Below are 18,860 nucleotides of genomic sequence, written 5' to 3' on the forward strand. Positions count from 1 at the left end.
GTCCGCCGTCCTGACCCGGTCACGGTGACCGGGTCAGGACCCCGCGAGCAGCCCGGCAGCCGGTGCGATGACCAGCACGGTGCCGGCCAGCAGCAGTCCGGCCAGCAGCCGGAGGGCGAGCGGGCCCTGGCCCTGGCGTTCCCGCCAGGCGGCGACCCCGGCCACCAGGCCGGTGACGGCCAGCGGGGCGGCCACCAGCGCGGCGTAGGGCATCAGCTCCCACAGCAGCGTGAAGGCGAAGTAGAGCCCGATCCCGACCGCCAGGGCCACCACGAGCTCACCGACGAACCGGACCCAGGCCAGCGCACCCTGCCGGCCGGTCACCGGTTCGGCGTCGGCTTCGGCCTCGGCCCGGACCGCCGGCTGCGGCCCGGTGCGGTGCGCACCCGCCCGCCGCTCGCCGGTGGCCTGGGAGCTGGAGGTCTGCAGCGCCGGGATCGCCGCCGTCGACGGGCCACCGGGCACCTTCGCGGTGGGGGCCTGCTCGGCAGGTGCCCGGTCGGCAGCCGGCGACCTGCCGGCGGACGACCTGCCGGCCGACGACGTGCCGGCCGGGGCCGCCGGGGTGGCCGAGGTGGGCTCCTGGTCGACCGGTGCGGGGGCGTCGGTGTGGCGGCGGGCCGGGCCGGGGGCGGCCAGGTCACCCAGGCCGCTGGTCGGACGCCGGTCCTCGGCCGGCTCCCACACCGGGCGCGAGGGCGTGCCGCGGAGCGGAGCACCGTTGCGGGCCGCCTCGCCGGGGCGTGCGGGCTCCGCCCGCGGAGCAGGGGCGCGCCCCCCGGCGGGAGGAGCCGCTGCCGGCGCCGCAGCCCGGGCGGGGGACGGCCGGGCGGCAGGTGCCGGTGCCCCCGGGCGGCCGGGGGTCCCCGGCCGGGGCGCCTGCGCCCCGCGCCCGGCCGGTGCCGGCCGCGGGTCCGCGGCGACCGGCCGGCCGCTGGTGTCCACCGGTGCCGAGCGGCCCGTGGCCGCCTCGTCCGGGCCCCGGCGACGACGGCCCGGCCGGGTGCCCTGCTCGCTCTCCAGCCCGTGCTCGCGCAGGATCTCGGCCAGCGAGCGGACGCTGTACGAGTCCGACGGCTGCGACATCACGCTCCCTCCAGCGAGTCCAGGCGGCGGAGGATGACCCCCTCGCGCAGCGCCCACGGACAGATCCGCACGAACGGTACGTCCACGGCGCGCATCGCGGCCTGCGCCACGACGGCACCGGCCGGGACCTGGTGTGCGCGCTGCACCGAGACCCCCTGCAGCTCGGCCAGCGCACCGGCCTCGATCCGGGAGACGAACCCGAGGACCTGCTCCAGTCCGGTCACACTGAGTTCACGGGGCACCCGGAGCCCGGCGCCGTAGGGCGCGGCACCGGCGAGCCGGGCGAGGGTGCGGAAGGTCTTCGACGTGGCCGCCACCAGGTCGGGCGCGCCCGCGGCGCGCAGCTTGCGCCCCGCCGGCGCCAGCACCTCTGCGGCGTGCTCCTCCAGCCGCATCAGCGCAGCCAGGTCCGGACGCCCGCCGGTCTCGGCCTCGGGGAGGAAGCGGCGGGTCATCCGCCCGGCACCCAGTGGCACCGAGAGGGCGACGTCGGGGTCCTCGTCGAGCCCGCTGGCCAGCTCCAGCGACCCGCCGCCGATGTCGAGCACCAGCAGCCGGCCGGCGCTCCAGCCGAACCAGCGGCGGACGGCGAGGAACGTCAGCCGGGCCTCGTCCTCACCGCTGAGCACCTGCAGCTCGACCCCGGTCTGCTCGCGTACCCGGCGGAGGACGGCGGCGCCGTTGTCCGCGTCGCGGATGGCGGAGGTGACGAAGGCCAGCAGCTCGTCGCACCGCCGGTCGGCGGCCTGCCGCTTGGCCTTCTGCACCGCCGTGAGCAGGGCCTTCTCCCCCGCCTTGGAGAGCTTTCCGTCCGGGCCCACGTGCTCGGCCAGACGCAGCAGCCAGCGGTCGTCGTGCATCGGGGTCGGGTGCGCACCGCGGTGGGCGTCGACCACCAACAGGTGCACGGTGTTGGAGCCGACGTCGAGCACGCCCAGTCGCATGCGGGAGAGTCTGCCGGTTCACCCGGCACCTACGCTGCGCCGGTGGCACCGAGCACCCCGACCGACCCCCCGTCCGAGGTCCCGCTGGACTTCTCCCGGGAGTGGATCGAGTTCGTCGACCCGGCCGATCCCGAACACCTGGTGCGGGCCGACCTCACCTGGCTGACCAGCGCGTGGACCTGCGTCTTCGGCCGCGGCTGCGCCGGGGTGGTGGCCGGTCGCGCCGAGGACGGCTGCTGCAACCACGGCGCCTTCTTCACCGACACCGACGACCTGGAGCGGGTCGCCGCCGCGGTGGCCGACCTCACCCCGCTGGACTGGCAGCGGCACCCCGGGCACGCGCCGGCCCAGGAGGAGTGGACCGAGCCGGACACGCTGACCGAGCCCGAGCCCGGGGAGACCGCCGAGGAGGCGTTGCGCACCCGGGTCGTCGACGGTGCCTGCGTCTTCCTCAACCGACCCGGGCACCCCGGAGGCGCCGGCTGCGCGCTGCACGCGATGGCGCTGCGGCAGGGCCGGCACCCGCTGGAGACCAAGCCCGACGTGTGCTGGCAGCTGCCGGTCCGCCGGGAGCAGGAGTGGGTGGACCGCCCCGACGACACCCGGGTGCTGGTCTCGACCATCGGCGAGTTCGACCGCCGCGGCTGGGGCCCGGGCGGCCACGACCTGCACTGGTGGTGCACCGGCTCCCCCACCGCCCACGTGGCCGTCCAGCCGCTGGTCGAGACCTACGGCCCGGAGCTGACGGCGCTGCTGGGCGAGGCCGCCTACGCCGAGCTACGCCGGCTGACCGAGGCGCGCCTGGACGCCGGGCTCGTCGCCCCGCACCCGGCCAGCCCCCGGCCGGTGCCCGTCGAGCTGCACCGGCGCCGGCCCGACTGAGCCCGGCGCGACGCCGGCCCGGGTGGCCCGGAAGGTCTGCCGGTAGGCCCGCGGGGAGACGCCGCGACGGCGGCCGAACTGCTCCCGCAGGCCGGCCGCGGTGCCGAAGCCGACCAGCCGGGCGATCTCCTCCACCGGGGCGTCGCTGCCCTCCAGCAGCGACTCGGCCGCGGCCAGCCGCTGGGCCAGCAGCCAGGCGTGCGGCGTCGTCCCGGTGGTGGCCTTGAACCGGCGGGCGAAGCTGCGGGGGCTCATCAGCGCCCGGCGGGCGAGCACCTCGACGGTGATCTCCTCGGCCAGGTGGGCCCGCGCCCACTCCAGGACCACGCCGAGCAGGTCGTCCTCGTAGCGGGCCACCGGCTCGTCGATGAACTGCGCCTGGCCGCCGTCGCGGTGCGGGGGCACCACCATGTCCCGAGCCAGCGCGTTGGCCGCCGTCGCACCCCACTCCCGGCGGACCAGGTGGAGCATCGCGTCGATGCCGCTGGCCGTCCCGGCGCCGGTGATGATCCGACCGGCGTCCACGTAGAGGACCGCGGGATCGACCTGCACGCGGGGGAAGCGCGCGGCGAGCTCCCCGGCCATCCGCCAGTGCGTGGTGGCCCGGCGACCGTCGAGCAGGCCGGCGCGGGCGAGCACGAAAGCCCCCGAGCAGTGGCTGACCAGCTGGGCGCCGCGGTCGTGCGCGGCCACGAGGGCGGCGAGCAGCTCCGGCGGGGAGGGCTGGGCCAGGTCCTCCCAGGAGGTCACCAGGACGATGTCGGAGGCCGCCACCCGCTCCAGCCCGTGTTCCACGGTCAACCCGATGCCCGTGTCGGTCCGGACCGGCCCCGGCCGGACGGCGGCCAGCGCGAAGTCGAAGCGCGGCAGTCCCAGGTGCCGGCGGTCGTAGCCGAAGACCTCCGACGCGACGCCCAGCCCGAAGGAGCCCACCAGGCCGTCGGCGACGACGGCGCTCACCACCAGCGGACGGTCGGTCGCGATCACGGCGGCAGCATGGCAGGAAACCGGCGGTCCCGGTCATCCGTGCCACTCGTCCGGTCGACGCCGGCGGCCGAGGCTGCTGGCATGGTGCTGATCACGTGCCCCGCCACCCGCGCCACCGAGCTGGTGACCGACCGGCGTGTCCGGTCGGTGGCGGCTCGAGCTGCGCGGGCGCACGTCTCCGCGTAGCTTCGAACACATGAGCGAAGCGGACACCGGGCCCGACAGCCCGCGCAGCACCGAGAAGGACCCGTCGGACTGGGTGACCGGTGACGAGCCGGCCACCGGCGCGCAGAAGAGCTATCTGCACACCCTCGCGCGCGAGGCCGGGGAGGACGTCCCCGACGACATCAACAAGGCCGACGCGTCGAAGAAGATCGACGAGCTCCAGGACGAGACCGGCCGCGGCCAGTGACCCACCGGGCGGGGCCCGGAGGGTTCCCCCGGTGAGTCACTGGAGGTGAGGTACCGATACGGACGCCGCAGGCGGTCGTCCCGGGCGGCGGGCCCGCAGGGTCCACCCCCGGGACGACGGTCAACGGCTCAGCGCAACGTGCCCCGGCACCTGGCCGCGGTCGCGATCCGGAGGATCGCAGTCAGCTACGCCTCGAACTTGTAGCCCAGTCCGCGCACCGTGACCAGGTACTTGGGGTTGGCCGGATCGGGCTCGAGCTTGGCCCGCAGCCGCTTGACGTGGACGTCGAGGGTCTTGGTGTCCCCGACGTAGTCCGCACCCCACACCCGGTCGATCAGCTGGCCGCGGGTGAGCACCCGCCCGGCGTTGCGCAGCAGCAGCTCGAGCAGGTCGAACTCCTTGAGCGGGAGCGCGACCGGCTGCCCGTCGACGGCGACGACGTGCCGCTCGACGTCGAGCCGTACCGGGCCGGCCTCCAGCGCGGTGTCGACCACCGGTTCGGCGTCCGTGCCGCGGCGCAGCACGGCCCGCATCCGGGCGACCAGCTCGCGCGCCGAGTAGGGCTTGGTGACGTAGTCGTCGGCGCCCAGCTCCAGCCCGACGACCTTGTCGATCTCGGCGTCCTTGGCGGTGAGCATGATGATCGGCACCGTGCTCCTGGCCCGCAGCGAGCGGCAGACCTCGGTGCCGGAGAGCCCGGGCAGCATGAGGTCGAGCAGCACGATGTCGGCCCCGGCCCGGTCGAACTCGGCGAGCGCGTCCGTGCCGGTGGCGGCCACGACCGTGTCGTAGCCCTCTCGCCGCAGCATGTAGGACAGCGCGTCGCTGAAGGACTCCTCGTCCTCCACCACGAGCACTCGGGTCATGACCGTCCTCTCCTCGCGGCCCCTGCGGGGCCGTCGTCGTGGGTCCCGACCGGGACGTCGTCGACGTCCACGGGGCGGGAGGGGTGGAGCGGCGGCACGGGCGGCCGCTCGGGTGCTCCGTCGTCCAGGGGCTGGTCGACCCCGGCAGCGAGGGGGATGCGCAGGGTGAACGTCGACCCCAGGCCCTCCTCGCTCCACACGGTGACCGCGCCGCCGTGGTTGCTGGCGACGTGCTTGACGATGGCCAGGCCGAGCCCGGTGCCCCCGGTGGCGCTGGCCCGGGACTGGTCGACCCGGTAGAAGCGCTCGAAGACCCGGGAGCGGTCCGAGCGGGGGATGCCGATGCCGGAGTCGGTGACGGCGATCTCGGCGAACCCGGAGCGGGCCCGGGCGCCGACGGCGATGGTGGTCTCCGGGGGGCTGTAGGCGACGGCGTTGGCCAGCAGGTTGGTGAGCGCGGTGGCCAGCTGCGCCTCCACCCCGCGCACGACCAGCCCGGGCTGGGCGGCGACGGCGAGCTGGATGTCCTTGGCGGCGGCGGCCGCGCGGGTGCGGTCGACGGCCTCGGCGACGACGGTGCCGACGGCCACCGGCACCAGCTCGGGCATCGGCTCGGCCCCCTGCAGCCGGGACAGGTCGATGAGCTCGCGCACCAGGCGGGCGAGCCGGTCGGCCTCGTGGCTCATCCGGGCGGCGAAGCGCTGCACCGTCTCCGGGTCGTCGGCGGCGCCCTGGACCGCCTCGGCCAGCAGGGCGAGCGCGCCCACCGGGGTCTTCAGCTCGTGGCCGACGTTGGCGACGAAGTCCCGCCGGACGGCCTCGACGCGGCGGGCCTCGGTGACGTCCTGCAGCACCAGGGCCACCGGCCCGGTGCCGCTGAGCGGCGCGCTGCCCAGCCGGATGCCGTGCACGCCCACGGTGCGGGGGCCGGCGCCGACCAGGTCCCCGGGGAGTGCGACGTCGGCCCGGCGACTGCCGGCGGTCTGGGTCTCCCGGGCCACCTCGAGCAGCCCGGGCACGAGCAGCCGGCTGCCCCGGACGATGCCCAGTGCCCGCGCGGAGGGGTTGGCCAGCAGCACCGCGTCGTCGGGGCCGACCACGACGACGGCGGGGTCCATCAGGTCGACCAGCCGGCGGGCGAGCGCTGCCTCCTCGTCGGCGCGCGGGTCGACCTGGCCGCGCGGGCTCACCGCGCCCCCCTCGTCGACGGGACGGTGGCGGGCGCGGACCACGGTGAGCGCCAGCAGCAGGCCGGTCGCGAGGCCCGCCAGCAGGGCGACCAGCGGTTCCACGGTGCTGATGCTAGACAGGGAGGACCACTGCGCGGCCGGCCCCGGAGCACATCACCCGTCCGGGCGCGACAGTTCACCGCGGTGTGCCCGGCCGTTCACCTGGCGGTCCCCGGAACCCCGTGACACCGTCTCTAGGCTCGTGCGCACACGCGTTCGACGTCCGACACCGGACGTTCCGGACGGTGGGCGGGGACGCCACGCGCCGAGCGGCCGGGCCACCCGGGCCCGGACCTGGCGCGGCAACTGGACGGAGGAAGCGTGCTGCGGGAGAGCTACCGCGAGGAACTGGACGACATCAACGCCTGCCTGGTGGAGATGGCGAACTCGGTGGGGTCCGCGATGAGCACCGCGACCACCGCCCTGCTCGACGCCGACGTCGCACTCGCCGACCTGGTCATCGCCGGGGACGAGCGGATCGACTCGATGCGCGAGAGCATCGAGGAGCGCTGCTTCACCCTGCTGGCCCGGCAGCAGCCGGTCGCCACCGACCTGCGCACCATCACCGCGGCGATGCGGATCGTCGGTGACCTCGAGCGGATGGGCGACCTGGCCGAGCACGTCGCGAAGGTGGCGCGGATGCGCTTCCCGGAGCACGCGGTGCCGCAGGAGGTGCGCCCGGCCTTCCTGGAGGCCGGGCACGTGGCGGAGAGCCTGGTCGCCAAGGCCGGCACGGTCATCGCCAAGCGCGACGTGGCGGCCGCGGCGGAGCTGGAGGCCGATGACGACGTCATGGACCAGCTGCACAAGCAGATGTTCCGTGAGCTGTTGAGCAAGGACTGGCCGCACGGCATCGAGTCCGCGATCGACGTGACGCTGCTGGGCCGCTACTACGAGCGCTTCGCCGACCACGCGGTCAGCGTCGCCCGCCGGGTGGTCTACCTGGTCACCGGCGAGAACTCGATGGCCGTCGCGCACGACAGCTGAGCACGACGCGACGAGGCCCCGGAGGCACCGCCTCCGGGGCCTCGTCGCGTCCGGCGGCCCGGAATCCGGTTGCTCGTCCCCGGCGGACCGGGAGGCTGGCCGGGTGCCGTCCCTCCTGCCTCCCGGCCAGCCACCCTTCCGTGCGCTCGACACCCCGCGGGCGCCGACCCCCGCCGAGCAGCGGCTGCTGTCCGGGCTCGCCGCGGCCGGCCCGCCGGAGCTGGTCGCCCAGGCCGACGACGTCCTCGTCGTGGGCGTCTGCGCCTGCGGCTGCTCGTCGGTGCAGCTGGCGACGTCCGCGGCGCCGGTGCCGGAGGCGACGGTGGCCCGGCTGTCCAGGACCGGCCGGGACGACGTCCTCGCGGTGAGCTCGACCGGGCGCGGCCCGGACGGGCACGTGGTGAGCGTCGTGCTGCACGTGCTGGGGGGCCGGCTGGGCGAGCTGGAGGTGTTCGACGCCCATTCCGGGGAGGGGGTGGCCGTCGACCCGGCAGCCGTGACCGGGCTCAGCCACCCCGCGGTGGACTGAGCCCGGCCGGCGGCTACTTCTTGCCCTGGTTCTTGACCGCCTCGATCGCGGCGGCGGCGGCCGCGGGGTCGAGGTACTGGCCGCCCTTCTGCAGCGGGCGCAGGTCGGCGTCCAGGTCGTAGCGCAGCGGGACGCCGGTCGGGATGTTCAGGCCGACGACCTCCTCGTCGCCCATGCCGTCCAGGTGCTTCACCAGCGCGCGCAGGCTGTTGCCGTGCGCGGCGACCAGCACGGTCTTCCCCGACCGCAGGTCCGGCACGATCGCGTCGTACCAGTACGGCAGCATCCGGACGACGACGTCGGCCAGGCACTCGGTGGCCGGACGCACCTCCGGGGGCAGGAAGGCGTAGCGGGGGTCGCCGTCCTGGCTGAACTCGCTGCCGGCCTCGATCGGCGGCGGCGGGGTGTCGTAGGAGCGGCGCCAGGTCATGAACTGCTCCTCGCCGTACTGGGCGAGGGTGGCCGCCTTGTCCTTGCCCTGCAGCGCGCCGTAGTGGCGCTCGTTGAGCCGCCAGGAGCGGCGCACGTCGATCCACTGCCGGTCGGCCGCGGCCAGCGCCAGCTCGGCGGTGGTGATGGCCCGCTTGAGCAGCGAGGTGTGCAGGACGTCGGGCAGCAGGCCCTGCTCGGCCATCAGCCGGCCGCCGCGGGCCGCCTCATCGCGGCCCTTCTCCGACAGGGGGACGTCCACCCAGCCGGTGAACAGGTTGGCCTTGTTCCACTCGCTCTCGCCGTGGCGGAGCAGGACGAGGGTCGCAGCGGGGCTCGCGGTCTCAGTCACGCCGCCATCCTGCCCGACCGCGGGTCAGCGCGTGAGAAGTGGCCAGCACACCCACAGCTCGAACAGCGCGGGCGGCGCGAGCCCGACGAGCAGCCACGGGCTCCGGAACCGCCGTCCCGCGCCCCAGCGGACCGCCGCGACCATGCCCAGGCTGCACGCCACTGCGACCGAGCCCCACAGCACGAGCCCAGCGACGTCCGGGGCGATCAGCTGCACGACCAGCAGCTCGACCGCGCACAGCAGCAGGGGGTAGGCCAGCGCGGAGGCGGCAACCAGGCCGATCAGCGCCCGGCCCTGCCGGGCCGGCGCCGGCGTCTGGTCGACCATCGCCGCCACGCTAACCCCCGCAGGGGAGGATCGGCCCGTGCGTGCGACGGAGCGGTGGGCCGCGGAGCTGGCGGCGTGGGCGATCGACCCGGAGCTGCTGGCGGCGGCCCCCGAGTCCCCCTACGGCTTCCCGCCGGACCTCTTCGGCGCCGACCGCGGAGCGGAGGCCACCCTGGCCGCGGTCGGCGACGTCGACCCGGGCAGCGTGCTGGACGTCGGCTGCGGCGGCGGGGCGGCCAGCGTGCGGGCCGGCGCCGCCGAGCTGCTGGGCGTCGACGAGTCCGCCGAACTGCTGGCCCGGTTCACGACGGCGGCACTGGGCTCCCCGGCGAGGGCGGTGCGCACCTGGGTGGGGCGGTGGCCGGACGTCGCCGCACGGGTGCCGCCCGCCGACGTCGTGGTCTGCGCGAACGTCGTCTACAACGTGCCCGACGTCGCTGCGTTCGTGGCCGCGCTGACCGGGCATGCCCGCCGCCGGGTGGTGGTCGAGCTGACCGACGTCCACCCGTGGACGTCCCTGGGCGGGCTGTGGCGACACTTCCACGGCCAGGACCGGCCCGCCGGCCCGACGGCGGCGCTGTTCGGCGAGGTGCTGACGGACCTCGGCGTCGCCGCGGAGCAGGCGACGTGGCCACGGGCCGATCCGTGGCGCGACGCCCCCGCCGACGTCGTGCTGGCCTTCACCCGCCGGCGGCTGTGCCTGCCGGCGGAGCGCGAGCCGGAGGTGGCCGCGGCGATGAGCCGCTCCACCGACGACCGGCCGCGCACCGCGACCACCTTCTGGTGGCCCGGCGCGGCCTGAGGTCAGGCGGGCAGACGCCGGCCGGGCAGCCAGACGAGGACGACCACCGCGGCGATGACCGCACAGCCGGCGGTGCCGACGGCGGTCAGGTGCATCGCCCCGACGAAGGCCTCCCGGGCCGGCTCGACGACGGCGCCGACGCCGGACGCGGCCTCACCGCCGGCGGCCCGGGCGCGCTCGACCGCGGCCAGCGTCCCGATGATCGACTCGCTCGCCTGCTCCCGGGCTGCGGGCGGCAGCGCGTCGACGTCGTCGCCGAGCCGGGTGGCGTAGGCACCGGCCAGCACCGAGCCGAGGATCGCCACCCCGAGCGCGCCGCCCACCTGGCGCACCGCGTTGTTGACCGCCGCGCCCGCGCCGGCCTTCTCCCGCGGGACGACGGACATGATCGACTCGGTGGCCGGGGCCATCACCGAGCCCATGCCGATGCCCTGCAGCGCCAGCACGGAGAGCACCAGCCACAGCGGTGTGTCCGCGTCCAGCAGCTGGATCCCGGCGAAGGAGAGCGCGATGAGGGTGAAGCCGGTGGCGCACACGGCCTTCGCCCCGAAGCGCTCGGCGAGCACCGAGCTGCGCGGCGCCATCACCGCGATCCCCAGGGCGACCGGCACGAGGCTGGCCCCGCTGGCCAGTGGGGAGTACTCGCGCACGCCCTGCAGGTAGTAGACGAGGTAGAAGGTCGCGCCCTGCAGGGCGAAGAAGTTCAGCGTGAGGGCACCGGCGGCGGCGGAGAAGGCCGGGTTGCGGAAGAGGGTCACGTCCAGCGCCGGGTGGGTGGTGCGCCGCTGCCACCAGACGAAGAACGCCAGCAGCAGCGCCCCTCCGCCCAGCGGTGCCCAGGTCAGCGGGGCGCTCCAGCCGTCGCTGCCGCCGCGGATGATGCCGAAGACCAGCCCGGCCAGCGCCACGATGGACAGCAGCACGCCGGGCACGTCCAGCCGGCCGGGCGCGGGGTCCCGGGACTCCGGGACGACGAGCAGGATGCCCAGCACGCCGACCGCCGCGACCGGGACGCCGAGCAGGAACACCGCACCCCACCAGTAGTGCTCGAGCACCAGCCCGCCGGCCAGCGGCCCGCCGGCCACCGCGAGGCCGGAGGCGCCGGCCCAGAGCCCGATCGCCCGGCCCCGCTCGCCGGCCGGGAAGACGTTGGTGATCACCGCGAGCGTGGCGGGCTGCACCGCGGCGCCGCCGACCCCCATCACCGCGCGCCAGGCGATGAGCTCCAGCGCCGAGTCGCTGAACGCGGCGAGCACCGAGCCGACGGCGAAGATGGTCAGCCCGGCCAGCAGGACCTTGCGCCGGCCGAACCGGTCACCGAGCACGCCCCAGCTGAACAGCAGCCCGGCGAAGACCAGGATGTAGGAGTCGATCGCCCACTGGAGCTCGCCCTGGGTGGCGTCCAGCTCGCGCTGGAGCGTGGGCAGCGCGACGTTGAGGATGGTGTTGCCCATGATCACCATCAGCAGGCAGACGACCATGGTGGCGAGCACCCACCACCGCCGGTCGTAGCCGGCCGGCAGGGGCGTCGGCGTGGTCAGGGCGGGCCGGGTCACCCGGGCGGCCGACGGGTGGGGTCGGCGAAGGCGGCGAACGCCTCCAGGTTGCGCAGCGACTCCCCGCGCTTGACCCGCCACTCCCACTCGCGGCGGATCGAGCTGGCGAAGCCGATCTCCAGCATCGTGTTGAAGTGCTCGTCGGCATAGGTGAGCACCGATCCGAGGATGCGGTCGATCTCCTCGGGGTTCACCGCGTCGTGCCCGAGGGTGCCGGTGAGGTAGACGTCGCCGACGCTGTCGATGGAGTACGCGACCCCGTACATCCGGGCGTTGTGCTGCAGCAGCCAGGCCCACAGCTGCTCGCGGTTCTCGTCGGGCTGGCGGCAGACGAACGCCTCGACCCGGAACCCGTGCCCGCCGATGGTGAGCCCGACCAGCGTGCGCAGCTTCCGCACCCCGGGCAGGGTCACCACGAACCGCCCGGTACCCGGGTGCTCGTACTCCAGCTCCGCGGCGCGCAGCGCCCCCTCGACGACCTCGTCGAGCTCTGCCACGCTCCGCCGGCTCATCGCCCCGCCGTGCCCCCGGAGAGCAGCCGCACGGCCTCCGCGCCGCGCAGCCGGGCCAGCGGCGCCGACCGCCGGCTCATCTCCGCCATCGCCGCGGCGTAGCCGTCGACGAGGGAGTCGACGGTGCGGTCCCAGCTGAAGGCGGCGGCGTGCCGCCGGGCGCCGGCCGCCAGCAGCTCCCGGCGCTCGAGCACCCGGATGATCGCGCCGGCGTAGTCCTCCGGGTCGCGACCGGTGACCAGCAGCCCGGAGACGCCGTCGTCGACCGCGGTCGGCAGGCCACCGACCCGGGCGGCCACCACGGGCGTGCCGCAGGCCTGCGCCTCGAGGGCGACCAGCCCGAAGGACTCGTTGTGGCTGGGGACGACGGCGACGTCGGCGGCGCGGTAGTGGTCGGCCAGCTGCGCCGGCGGCTGCGGGGGCAGGAACCGGACGACGTCGGTGACGCCCAGGCGCACGGCCAGCTCCTGCAACCGCTGCGGCTCGGCCAGCCCGGACCCGCTGGGTGCGCCGACGACCAGCACCTGCAACCGCGAGCGCAGCGCCGGGTCGGCGGCGAGGATCCGGGCGGCGGCGTGCAGCAGCATGTCCGGGGCCTTGAGCGGCTGGATCCGGCCGACGAACAGCAGCACGACGGCGTCGTCCGGCACGCCGACCCGCTCGCGGGCGCTGCGCCGGGAGCCGGGCCGGAAGGTGCGCAGGTCGACCCCGGGGGGCACGACCAGCGTGCGGCGCGGGTCGGCGCCGTAGAAGTCGACGAGCTGGCGCGCCTCCTCGGCGGTGTTGGCGACCATCCGGTCGGCCTCGGCGACGACCTGCTCCTCGCCGATCACCCGGGCGCGCGGCTCGGGCTCGTCGCCCTCGGCGAGCGCGGCGTTCTTCACCTTGGCCAGGGTGTGCGCGGAGTGCACCAGCGGCACGCCCCAGCGGTCCCGGGCCAGCCAACCGACCTGGCCCGACAGCCAGTAGTGGGAGTGGACGACGTCGAAGTGCCCGGGCTCGTGCTGGGCCTCCTCGCGCAGCACGGCGGCGGTGAAGGCGCACATCTGGGCGGGCAGCTCGTTCTTGCCCAGCCCCTCGAACGGGCCGGCGCTGACGTGCCGGACGGTGACGCCCGGGCTCATCTCGACCACCGGCGGCTGCTCGCTGGAGGTGGCCCGGGTGAAGACGTCGACGGCGATGCCGCGCTCGGCCAGGCGGCGGGACACCTCGACCACGTAGACGTTCATGCCCCCGGCATCACCGGCCCCGGGCTGCTCCAGCGGGCTGGTGTGCACCGAGAGCGTGGCGACCCGGCGCGGGAGCACCGGCGCCGTGGCGTTCCGCCACCGGACCCCCGGGCGGCCGGGTCGGCGACCAGGCACGGTGCCACCTCCGCTCGGGCGTTCGCGGCGCCCGCCTCGGACACCCTGTCGGTGGTTCAGTGTGCAACAGGGCCAGGATGGGGTCATGTCCAGCCCCGCTGCCCCCTCCCCCGCACGAGTGCCCTTCCCCGGCTCGGGCCGGGTCGCCGTCGTCACCGGTGCGTCGAGCGGGATCGGCGCGGCGACCGCGGAGCGGCTGGCCGCCGAGGGCTTCGACGTCGTGCTGGCCGCGCGCCGGCTGGACCGGCTGACCGAGCTGGCCGCCCGGATCGGTGGGCGGGCCGCGCAGCTCGACGTGACCGACCCGGCGTCGGTGACGGCGCTGGCGGCGTCCCTGGACCGGGTCGACGTGCTGGTGAACAACGCCGGTGGCGCGTTCGACGCGAACCCGGTGGCCGAGGCCGACCTGGACTCCTGGGAGCGCACCTACGACGTCAACGTGCTGGGTCCGGTGCGGCTGACCAAGGCGCTGCTGCCGGCGCTGCAGGCGTCCGGTGCCGGTGACCTGGTGTTCGTCGGCTCGACCGCCGGGCTGGTCAGCTACGAGGGCGGCGCCAGCTACACCGCCGCCAAGCACGGGGTGCACACGCTGGCCGAGACGCTGCGCCTGGAGCTGGTGCACGACCCGGTGCGGGTCATCGAGATCGCGCCCGGGATGGTCAAGACCGAGGAGTTCTCGCTCAACCGCACCCGGAGCCAGGAGAAGGCCGACGCCGTCTACCGCGGGGTGCGCGAGCCGCTGGTGGCCGAGGACGTCGCCGACGTGATCGCCTGGGCGGTCACCCGGCCGCACCACGTGAACGTCGACCTGCTGGTCGTCCGGCCGCGCGCGCAGGCCGCCCAGCACAAGGTCGCCCGCGAGGACGGGTGACCGCTCAGCCGGCGGTGCTGGCGTGCCAGTCCAGGTGTGCGCGCTGGGTCTCGTAGGCGACGAGCGCGCCGCAGCGCCGGCAGACGGGCAGCCGGACCCCCCGCGAACTGCGCGTGAACCCCTCGATCACCGGCGCGCGACCGGTGCCGAGGTACGTCCGTGCCGTCTGCAGAGCCCCCATGGCCGGCATCGTCGCACTCGACCGGCCGAGCTGGCCGGCCGCTGGCTGGACCGCGCCTGCCGGTGGGTCCACCGCACTGGCGCCGTGAGGCCCTTTTTCCGGGCAGGTCGGTCCGGGACGCTGCGACCATGCCGAGCGAGCAGGTGACCGTCCGCCCCGCCGAGCCCGCCGACCACCCCGCGCTGCGGGCGCTTGCCGGGGAGCTGGCGACCGGGGTGGCGATCTGGCGGCCGGAGGCCGCGGCGCGGACCGCGGCGGAGGGCTGGGTGGCCGAAGCCTGTCGGGGATCGGGCGACGACCGTGCGCTGCTGGTGGCCTGCGACCCCGACGGCAGGGTCCTGGGCTTCGCCGGGGTGGCCGAGCAGCGGCACTTCACCGGGCAGGTGGACGCGTACCTCGGCGAGCTGGTCGTGGCACCGGCAGCCCGCCGCCGGGGGGTCGCCGTCCAGTTGGTCCGGGCTGCGGAGCACTGGGCCGGTTCCCGGGGCCTCGGCCGGCTCACGCTCGAGACGGGCGCCGCCAACGCCGCGGCCCGGGAGCTGTACTCGCGGCTCGGCTACCGCGAGGAGCAGGTCACGCTGACCCGGGTGCTCTCGTGAGCAGGCATCGGTCGTCTTCCCTGCCCGACGCGGTGCGCGCGAACGGCGCTCAGCTGACCAGCTTGAGTCCGATCACGCAGCCGACGATGCCGGCCAGCAGCAGCACCCGGACCACCGACACCGGCTCGGCGCCGGTCAGCATCGCCCAGCCGGCGGTCAGCGTGGCGCCGATGCCCACCCACACCGCGTAGGCCGTGCCCAGCGGCAGGGTGCGCATGGCGAACGCCAGCCCGCCCATGCTGCCGACCAGGGCGACGGCGAAGACCACGCTCGGCACCAGGCGGGTGAAGCCCTGCGACCGGTCGAGCGCGGTGGCCCAGACGGCCTCCAGCGCGCCGGAGACGACGAGGACGAGCCAGGCCATGACCACTCCCGGAACGCCGTCTTGTCGCTGTCCGGGTACGGCGCCGCTCGTCCGGGAGCTCCGCTGCGGGCTCGTCTCCAGACTCGCACGCGCCCGTCGAAGCGGCCAGCGGCGCACCGGTCAGACGGGTCACCCACGCACGTCGTGCTCTGTCCACCACCGGTGGGCAGAGCACGACGTTCCGCACCGGCACCTCCCCGGGCGCACGCTCTGCCGGTCACCGGACGGGGGTCGACGGACCACGCCGCCGAGGGCACCATCGCCGCATGCACGGGGACGGGCGTGAGACGAACCAGTACTCCCCGGCCGGCTCGGTCGGGAAGCTGGGCGAGCTGACCGGCGGCTGGGTCACCAACCCCCGCGGCCGACGGCGGGCGGTGCGGATGCTGCTGTGGCTGGCCGTCGCCCTCGCCGTGCTGACCGCGGCGGCGGTCGTGCTCGCCCTCCTGCTGGCCTGACCGTCGGTCAGGCGGCGTGGGCGAGGAGCAGCTCGTAGCCGGCCGCGACCTGGGCGGGGTCGGCGGAGGTGCCGGCGGACCCCGTCAACGCCTGGGCGGCCTCGACGTCGGCACGGAGCAGGTCGCCGCCGTTGAGCAGCCGGGAGATCAGCCCGGCGAGCGCGCCGTCGGCCTCGACCCGGGCCAGCCACGCCTGCATCGCCCCGGGGCCTCCCCCGGCCGGCACCGCGGGCGCGCGCAGCGTCTCGTAGAGCCCCCCGAGCCGCCGGGCCTCGTCCGGTCGCACGCTCACGGGCGCACCGGCTCGGGCACGAGGGTCACGCCGAACCGCTCCCGCACCGCGTCGACGACGCGCCCGGCGAAGGCCATCAGCTCCGCGGAGGTCGCGCCGGGCTCGGTGGTCAGCGCCAGGCTGTGCCGCGGCGACGTGCCGACCCGCCCGTCCCGGGTGCCCTTGCCGAAGCCGGCCGACTGCACCAGCCAGGCCGCCGACAGCTTGACCTGCTCCGCACCGTCGGCGCCGATCCCGGCCGGCCAGCTCGGGCAGCCGGGCACCGCAGCGGCCACCGGGACGATCGGGTTGGTGAAGAACGACCCGGCGCTGCGGGTGTCCGGGTCGGCCGGGTCCCAGACCATGCCCTTGCCGCGGCGCAGCCCGAGCACGGCCTCGCGGACGGCGGCCAGCGGCGCGGTCTCCCCCAGCTCGACGCCGAGGGCGCGGGCCAGCTCGGCGTAACTCACCGCACCCGAGTGCGGCGAGGGCCGCAGCGCCAAGGTGACCGCGAGGACGACGTGGGCCCCGGGCTGGGACTTGAACCGGCTCTCCCGGTAGCCGAAGCCGCACTCCTCGGGGGTGAACACCCGCTCGGCGCGGGCGGCGCGGTCCCAGGTGCGCACGGAGGTGATGAGCGCGGCGACCTCCTGGCCGTACGCGCCGACGTTCTGCACCGGGGTCGCGCCGGTCGAGCCGGGGATGCCCGACAGCGCCTCCAGACCGGCCAGCTGCTGCGCCACGGTGGCCGCGACCAGGTCGTCCCAGGGTTCGCCGGCCTCGACCTCCAGCTCCACCAGCTCACCGGCGTCGCGGCGGGTGGTCCCTCGGGTGCGGACCAGCACCACGTCACCGGGCCAGCCGGCGTCCGGGCCGATCAGGTTGGAGCCCCCACCGAGGACCAGCAGCGGGCGGCCGGCGTCGTCGGCGTCGCGGACGGCGGCGACCAGCTCCTCGCGCGTGGCGACCTCGACCAGCCGGTCGATCGGCCCCCCGACCCCCAGGGTGGTCAGCTCCGCGAAGCGGGCGTCGCGGCGTACCTGCACCGCACCACCGTAATCCGCAGCGCGGCTAACCTCGTCCACCGTGAGCGACCACACCCAGCGTGCGTCGCTGCCACCCGCCCGGAAGGCGCCCCGGCTGGCGGCCGGCCGGGCCCGGGCGATGGGCCTGCCCACCCGCGGCACCACCAACGCCAACCGGCTGCGCCGGGTCGACCGCTGGCTGGTCGCCACGCAGGTGGCGCGGCTGCGCGACGCCGCCCGCCCGCTCGTCGTCGACCTGGGCTACGGCGCGTCGGCGGTGACCACCCTCGAGCTGGCCGAGCGGCTGGCCCCCGAGGTGGCCGGGCTGGAGGTCGTCGGCCTGGAGATCGACCCCGAGCGGGTGGCCGCGGTCGCCGAGCACCGCGACCCGCCCCGGGTCGACTTCCGGGTGGGTGGCTTCGAGCTGGCCGGGCTGCAGCCGGTGCTGGTGCGGGCCTTCAACGTGCTGCGCCAGTACGACGAGGCGTCCGCGGCCCGCGCCTGGGACACCATGCGCGCTGCGCTGGCCCCCGGTGGACTGCTGGTCGAGGGCACCTGCGACGAGTGGGGACGGCGGGCGACCTGGGTGGCGCTGGACGAGGACGGCCCGCTGACCCTCACCCTGGCCGCCCGGGTCTCGGACCTGGAGCGCCCCTCGGACCTGGCCGAGCGGCTGCCCAAGGCGCTGATCCACCACAACGTGCCCGGCCAGCCGGTGCACCGGTTCCTGTCCGCCTTCGACGCCGCCTGGGCCGCGGCCGCCGGGCTGTCCACCTTCGGGCCGCGGCAGCGCTGGGCTGCCGCGGTGGAGGCGCTGGCCGCCGACGGCTGGCCGCTGGTCGCCCCGACCCGGCGGTGGAAGCACGGCGAGGTCACCGTCCGCTGGTCCGCGGTCGCGCCGTCGTGAGCCGGCGGGGACGCTCCCGGGACGACCGGCCTGCCCTCACCGCCCTGCCCGGGCCGGTCGAGGTCGGCGGCGGCACGGCGGAGCTGCTGGCCGACGCCGACCGGGACGGCGCCTGGGAGCTGCACCTGGACGGCGTGCCGCAGTCGCACGTCGACCTCGGCGACCCCAGCCACCTGGAGTTCGAGTACGTCCGCCGGATGGGGCACGTCGTCGACCTGGTCGCCCCGGCGGGTGCACCGCTGGACGTCGTCCACCTGGGCGGCGGGGCGCTGACCCTGGCCCGGTACGTGGCCGCGACCCGGCCCGGCTCCGCGCAGCGGGTGATGGAGCTCGACGAGCGGCTCACCGACCTGGTCCGTGCCCGCCTGCCGATGCCCCGGGGCGCGCGGGTCCGGGTGCGGGCGATCGACGCCCGCGCCGGCCTGGCCGCGCTGCCGGACGCAAGCGCCGACCTGGTGCTGGTCGACGTCTTCGCCGGCGCACGCACCCCGGCCCACCTGACCACGGTGGAGTTCGCCACCGACGTCGCCCGGGTGCTCCGCCCGGGGGGGACGACGGCGTGGAACGTCTCCGACGGCCCGCCGCTGCGGTTCGCCCGCACGGAGGCGGCGACGCTGGCCGCGGTGTTCGGGCACCTGGCGCTGGTCGCCGAGCCGAGCACGTTCAAGGGCCGCCGGTTCGGCAACCTGGTCGCCGTCGCCTCCGACGCCGAGCTGCCGGTGGCCGAGCTGACCCGCCGCTGCCTGGCCGACCCGATGCCCGCCCGGCTGGTCACCGGCGACCTGCTGCGCACCTTCGTCGGGCAGCAGGCGCCGGTCACCGACGCCGACGCGCAGCCGTCACCGGAGCCACCGGCCGGCGTCTTCGGTTGAGGCGTCCAGCCAGGGACGAGGAGCTGCACAGGTCACCCGGTGGCCCCT

Annotated in this window: 24 protein-coding genes and 1 riboswitch; of the genes, 10 read left to right on the forward strand and 14 right to left on the reverse strand. The window is 76.0% G+C overall.

Features of this window, described 5'->3' with window-relative positions:
* Positions 1-33 precede the first annotated feature (33 nt).
* Positions 34-1,086 (reverse strand): hypothetical protein, encoded by a 1,053-nt coding sequence (locus ACI795_RS02650; protein ID WP_457073649.1) that lies wholly within the window; start codon positions 1,084-1,086, stop codon positions 34-36.
* Positions 1,086-2,030 (reverse strand): Ppx/GppA phosphatase family protein, encoded by a 945-nt coding sequence (locus tag ACI795_RS02655; protein ID WP_457073651.1) that lies wholly within the window; start codon positions 2,028-2,030, stop codon positions 1,086-1,088. Before ACI795_RS02655 ends, ACI795_RS02650 begins: the two co-directional genes overlap by 1 nt.
* Positions 2,031-2,072: 42 nt before the next feature.
* On the opposite strand from ACI795_RS02655, the gene ACI795_RS02660 reads away from it, so the two are divergent.
* Positions 2,073-2,912 (forward strand): hypothetical protein, encoded by an 840-nt coding sequence (locus ACI795_RS02660; protein ID WP_457073653.1) that lies wholly within the window; start codon positions 2,073-2,075, stop codon positions 2,910-2,912.
* On the opposite strand, the gene ACI795_RS02665 is transcribed toward ACI795_RS02660, so the two are convergent.
* A complete protein-coding gene (locus ACI795_RS02665; RefSeq protein ID WP_457073655.1) occupies positions 2,808-3,899 on the reverse strand; it encodes a helix-turn-helix domain-containing protein in 1,092 nt (363 codons plus the stop codon). The two genes, ACI795_RS02660 and ACI795_RS02665, sit on opposite strands and share 105 nt — an antisense overlap.
* Before the next feature lie 196 nt (positions 3,900-4,095).
* Between ACI795_RS02665 and ACI795_RS02670 the strand changes: the two genes are divergently transcribed.
* Complete coding sequence (locus tag ACI795_RS02670; protein ID WP_153358712.1) at positions 4,096-4,311, forward strand: DUF3072 domain-containing protein; 216 nt, start codon at positions 4,096-4,098, stop codon at positions 4,309-4,311.
* A 185-nt stretch (positions 4,312-4,496) separates the two neighbouring features.
* Here ACI795_RS02670 and ACI795_RS02675 read toward each other — a convergent pair whose 3' ends face one another.
* Together ACI795_RS02675 and ACI795_RS02680 are read right to left on the reverse strand one after the other, a co-directional pair.
* Positions 4,497-5,177 (reverse strand): winged helix-turn-helix domain-containing protein, encoded by a 681-nt coding sequence (locus tag ACI795_RS02675; protein WP_457073657.1) that lies wholly within the window; start codon positions 5,175-5,177, stop codon positions 4,497-4,499.
* Positions 5,174-6,469, reverse strand: a complete 1,296-nt coding sequence (locus ACI795_RS02680) for a sensor histidine kinase (protein WP_457073659.1) — start codon at positions 6,467-6,469, stop codon at positions 5,174-5,176. Before ACI795_RS02680 ends, ACI795_RS02675 begins: the two co-directional genes overlap by 4 nt.
* Before the next feature lie 258 nt (positions 6,470-6,727).
* On the opposite strand from ACI795_RS02680, the gene phoU reads away from it, so the two are divergent.
* Positions 6,728-7,393, forward strand: a complete 666-nt coding sequence (phoU, locus tag ACI795_RS02685; RefSeq protein WP_457073661.1) for a phosphate signaling complex protein PhoU — start codon at positions 6,728-6,730, stop codon at positions 7,391-7,393.
* 103 nt (positions 7,394-7,496) lie between these two features.
* Positions 7,497-7,922, forward strand: a complete 426-nt coding sequence (locus ACI795_RS02690; RefSeq protein ID WP_457073663.1) for a hypothetical protein — start codon at positions 7,497-7,499, stop codon at positions 7,920-7,922.
* Between the two features lie 13 nt (positions 7,923-7,935).
* Here ACI795_RS02690 and ACI795_RS02695 read toward each other — a convergent pair whose 3' ends face one another.
* Positions 7,936-8,703 carry a phosphoglyceromutase gene (locus tag ACI795_RS02695; protein ID WP_457073665.1) on the reverse strand — a complete coding sequence of 256 codons (768 nt, stop codon included), beginning with the start codon at positions 8,701-8,703 and terminating at the stop codon, positions 7,936-7,938.
* Positions 8,704-8,727: 24 nt separating this feature from the next.
* Positions 8,728-9,030 (reverse strand): hypothetical protein, encoded by a 303-nt coding sequence (locus ACI795_RS02700; protein ID WP_457073666.1) that lies wholly within the window; start codon positions 9,028-9,030, stop codon positions 8,728-8,730.
* 37 nt (positions 9,031-9,067) lie between these two features.
* On the opposite strand from ACI795_RS02700, the gene ACI795_RS02705 reads away from it, so the two are divergent.
* A complete protein-coding gene (locus tag ACI795_RS02705; RefSeq protein WP_457073667.1) occupies positions 9,068-9,832 on the forward strand; it encodes a class I SAM-dependent methyltransferase in 765 nt (254 codons plus the stop codon).
* Positions 9,833-9,834: 2 nt separating this feature from the next.
* Here the strand turns inward: ACI795_RS02705 and ACI795_RS02710 are convergent, their stop codons facing one another.
* Genes ACI795_RS02710 through mshA form a run of 3 tightly spaced genes read right to left on the reverse strand, consistent with a single transcriptional unit; the run spans position 9,835 to position 13,264 of the window.
* Positions 9,835-11,388, reverse strand: coding sequence for an MFS transporter (locus ACI795_RS02710; protein ID WP_457073668.1), 1,554 nt, complete (start codon positions 11,386-11,388; stop codon positions 9,835-9,837).
* Complete coding sequence (locus tag ACI795_RS02715; protein WP_457073669.1) at positions 11,385-11,885, reverse strand: YbjN domain-containing protein; 501 nt, start codon at positions 11,883-11,885, stop codon at positions 11,385-11,387. The genes ACI795_RS02710 and ACI795_RS02715 overlap by 4 nt, the downstream gene beginning before the upstream one ends.
* 11 nt (positions 11,886-11,896) lie before the next feature.
* Positions 11,897-13,264 (reverse strand): D-inositol-3-phosphate glycosyltransferase, encoded by a 1,368-nt coding sequence (gene mshA / locus ACI795_RS02720; RefSeq protein WP_457073670.1) that lies wholly within the window; start codon positions 13,262-13,264, stop codon positions 11,897-11,899.
* Positions 13,265-13,349: 85 nt separating this feature from the next.
* On the opposite strand from mshA, the gene ACI795_RS02725 reads away from it, so the two are divergent.
* Positions 13,350-14,135 carry an SDR family oxidoreductase gene (locus ACI795_RS02725; RefSeq protein ID WP_457073671.1) on the forward strand — a complete coding sequence of 262 codons (786 nt, stop codon included), beginning with the start codon at positions 13,350-13,352 and terminating at the stop codon, positions 14,133-14,135.
* Between the two features lie 4 nt (positions 14,136-14,139).
* Here ACI795_RS02725 and ACI795_RS02730 read toward each other — a convergent pair whose 3' ends face one another.
* A complete protein-coding gene (locus tag ACI795_RS02730) occupies positions 14,140-14,316 on the reverse strand; it encodes a hypothetical protein (RefSeq protein WP_457073672.1) in 177 nt (58 codons plus the stop codon).
* Between the two features lie 128 nt (positions 14,317-14,444).
* On the opposite strand from ACI795_RS02730, the gene ACI795_RS02735 reads away from it, so the two are divergent.
* Positions 14,445-14,915, forward strand: coding sequence for an N-acetyltransferase family protein (locus ACI795_RS02735; RefSeq protein WP_457073673.1), 471 nt, complete (start codon positions 14,445-14,447; stop codon positions 14,913-14,915).
* 49 nt (positions 14,916-14,964) lie between these two features.
* Here the strand turns inward: ACI795_RS02735 and ACI795_RS02740 are convergent, their stop codons facing one another.
* Positions 14,965-15,279 carry a DMT family transporter gene (locus ACI795_RS02740; RefSeq protein ID WP_457073674.1) on the reverse strand — a complete coding sequence of 105 codons (315 nt, stop codon included), beginning with the start codon at positions 15,277-15,279 and terminating at the stop codon, positions 14,965-14,967.
* 10 nt (positions 15,280-15,289) lie between these two features.
* Positions 15,290-15,355: riboswitch (guanidine-III (ykkC-III) riboswitch) on the reverse strand.
* 190 nt (positions 15,356-15,545) lie between these two features.
* Between ACI795_RS02740 and ACI795_RS02745 the strand changes: the two genes are divergently transcribed.
* On the forward strand, positions 15,546-15,737 hold the full coding sequence (locus ACI795_RS02745) for a hypothetical protein (protein ID WP_457073675.1): 192 nt from the start codon (positions 15,546-15,548) through the stop codon (positions 15,735-15,737).
* A 7-nt stretch (positions 15,738-15,744) separates the two neighbouring features.
* On the opposite strand, the gene ACI795_RS02750 is transcribed toward ACI795_RS02745, so the two are convergent.
* Both ACI795_RS02750 and ACI795_RS02755 read right to left on the reverse strand, forming a co-directional pair.
* Positions 15,745-16,029 (reverse strand): hypothetical protein, encoded by a 285-nt coding sequence (locus tag ACI795_RS02750; protein ID WP_457073676.1) that lies wholly within the window; start codon positions 16,027-16,029, stop codon positions 15,745-15,747.
* Positions 16,026-17,054: a UDP-N-acetylmuramate dehydrogenase gene (locus tag ACI795_RS02755; RefSeq protein WP_457073677.1), complete on the reverse strand. Its 1,029-nt coding sequence runs from the start codon at positions 17,052-17,054 to the stop codon at positions 16,026-16,028. Before ACI795_RS02755 ends, ACI795_RS02750 begins: the two co-directional genes overlap by 4 nt.
* 40 nt (positions 17,055-17,094) lie before the next feature.
* Here ACI795_RS02755 and ACI795_RS02760 point away from each other — a divergent pair, with 40 nt between their 5' ends.
* Together ACI795_RS02760 and ACI795_RS02765 are read left to right on the forward strand one after the other, a co-directional pair.
* Positions 17,095-17,940: a class I SAM-dependent methyltransferase gene (locus tag ACI795_RS02760; RefSeq protein ID WP_457073678.1), complete on the forward strand. Its 846-nt coding sequence runs from the start codon at positions 17,095-17,097 to the stop codon at positions 17,938-17,940.
* A complete protein-coding gene (locus ACI795_RS02765) occupies positions 17,937-18,812 on the forward strand; it encodes a spermidine synthase (RefSeq protein WP_457073679.1) in 876 nt (291 codons plus the stop codon). Before ACI795_RS02760 ends, ACI795_RS02765 begins: the two co-directional genes overlap by 4 nt.
* Positions 18,813-18,860: the final 48 nt, after the last annotated feature.

Source organism: Modestobacter sp. SYSU DS0290 (genome assembly GCF_054050955.1).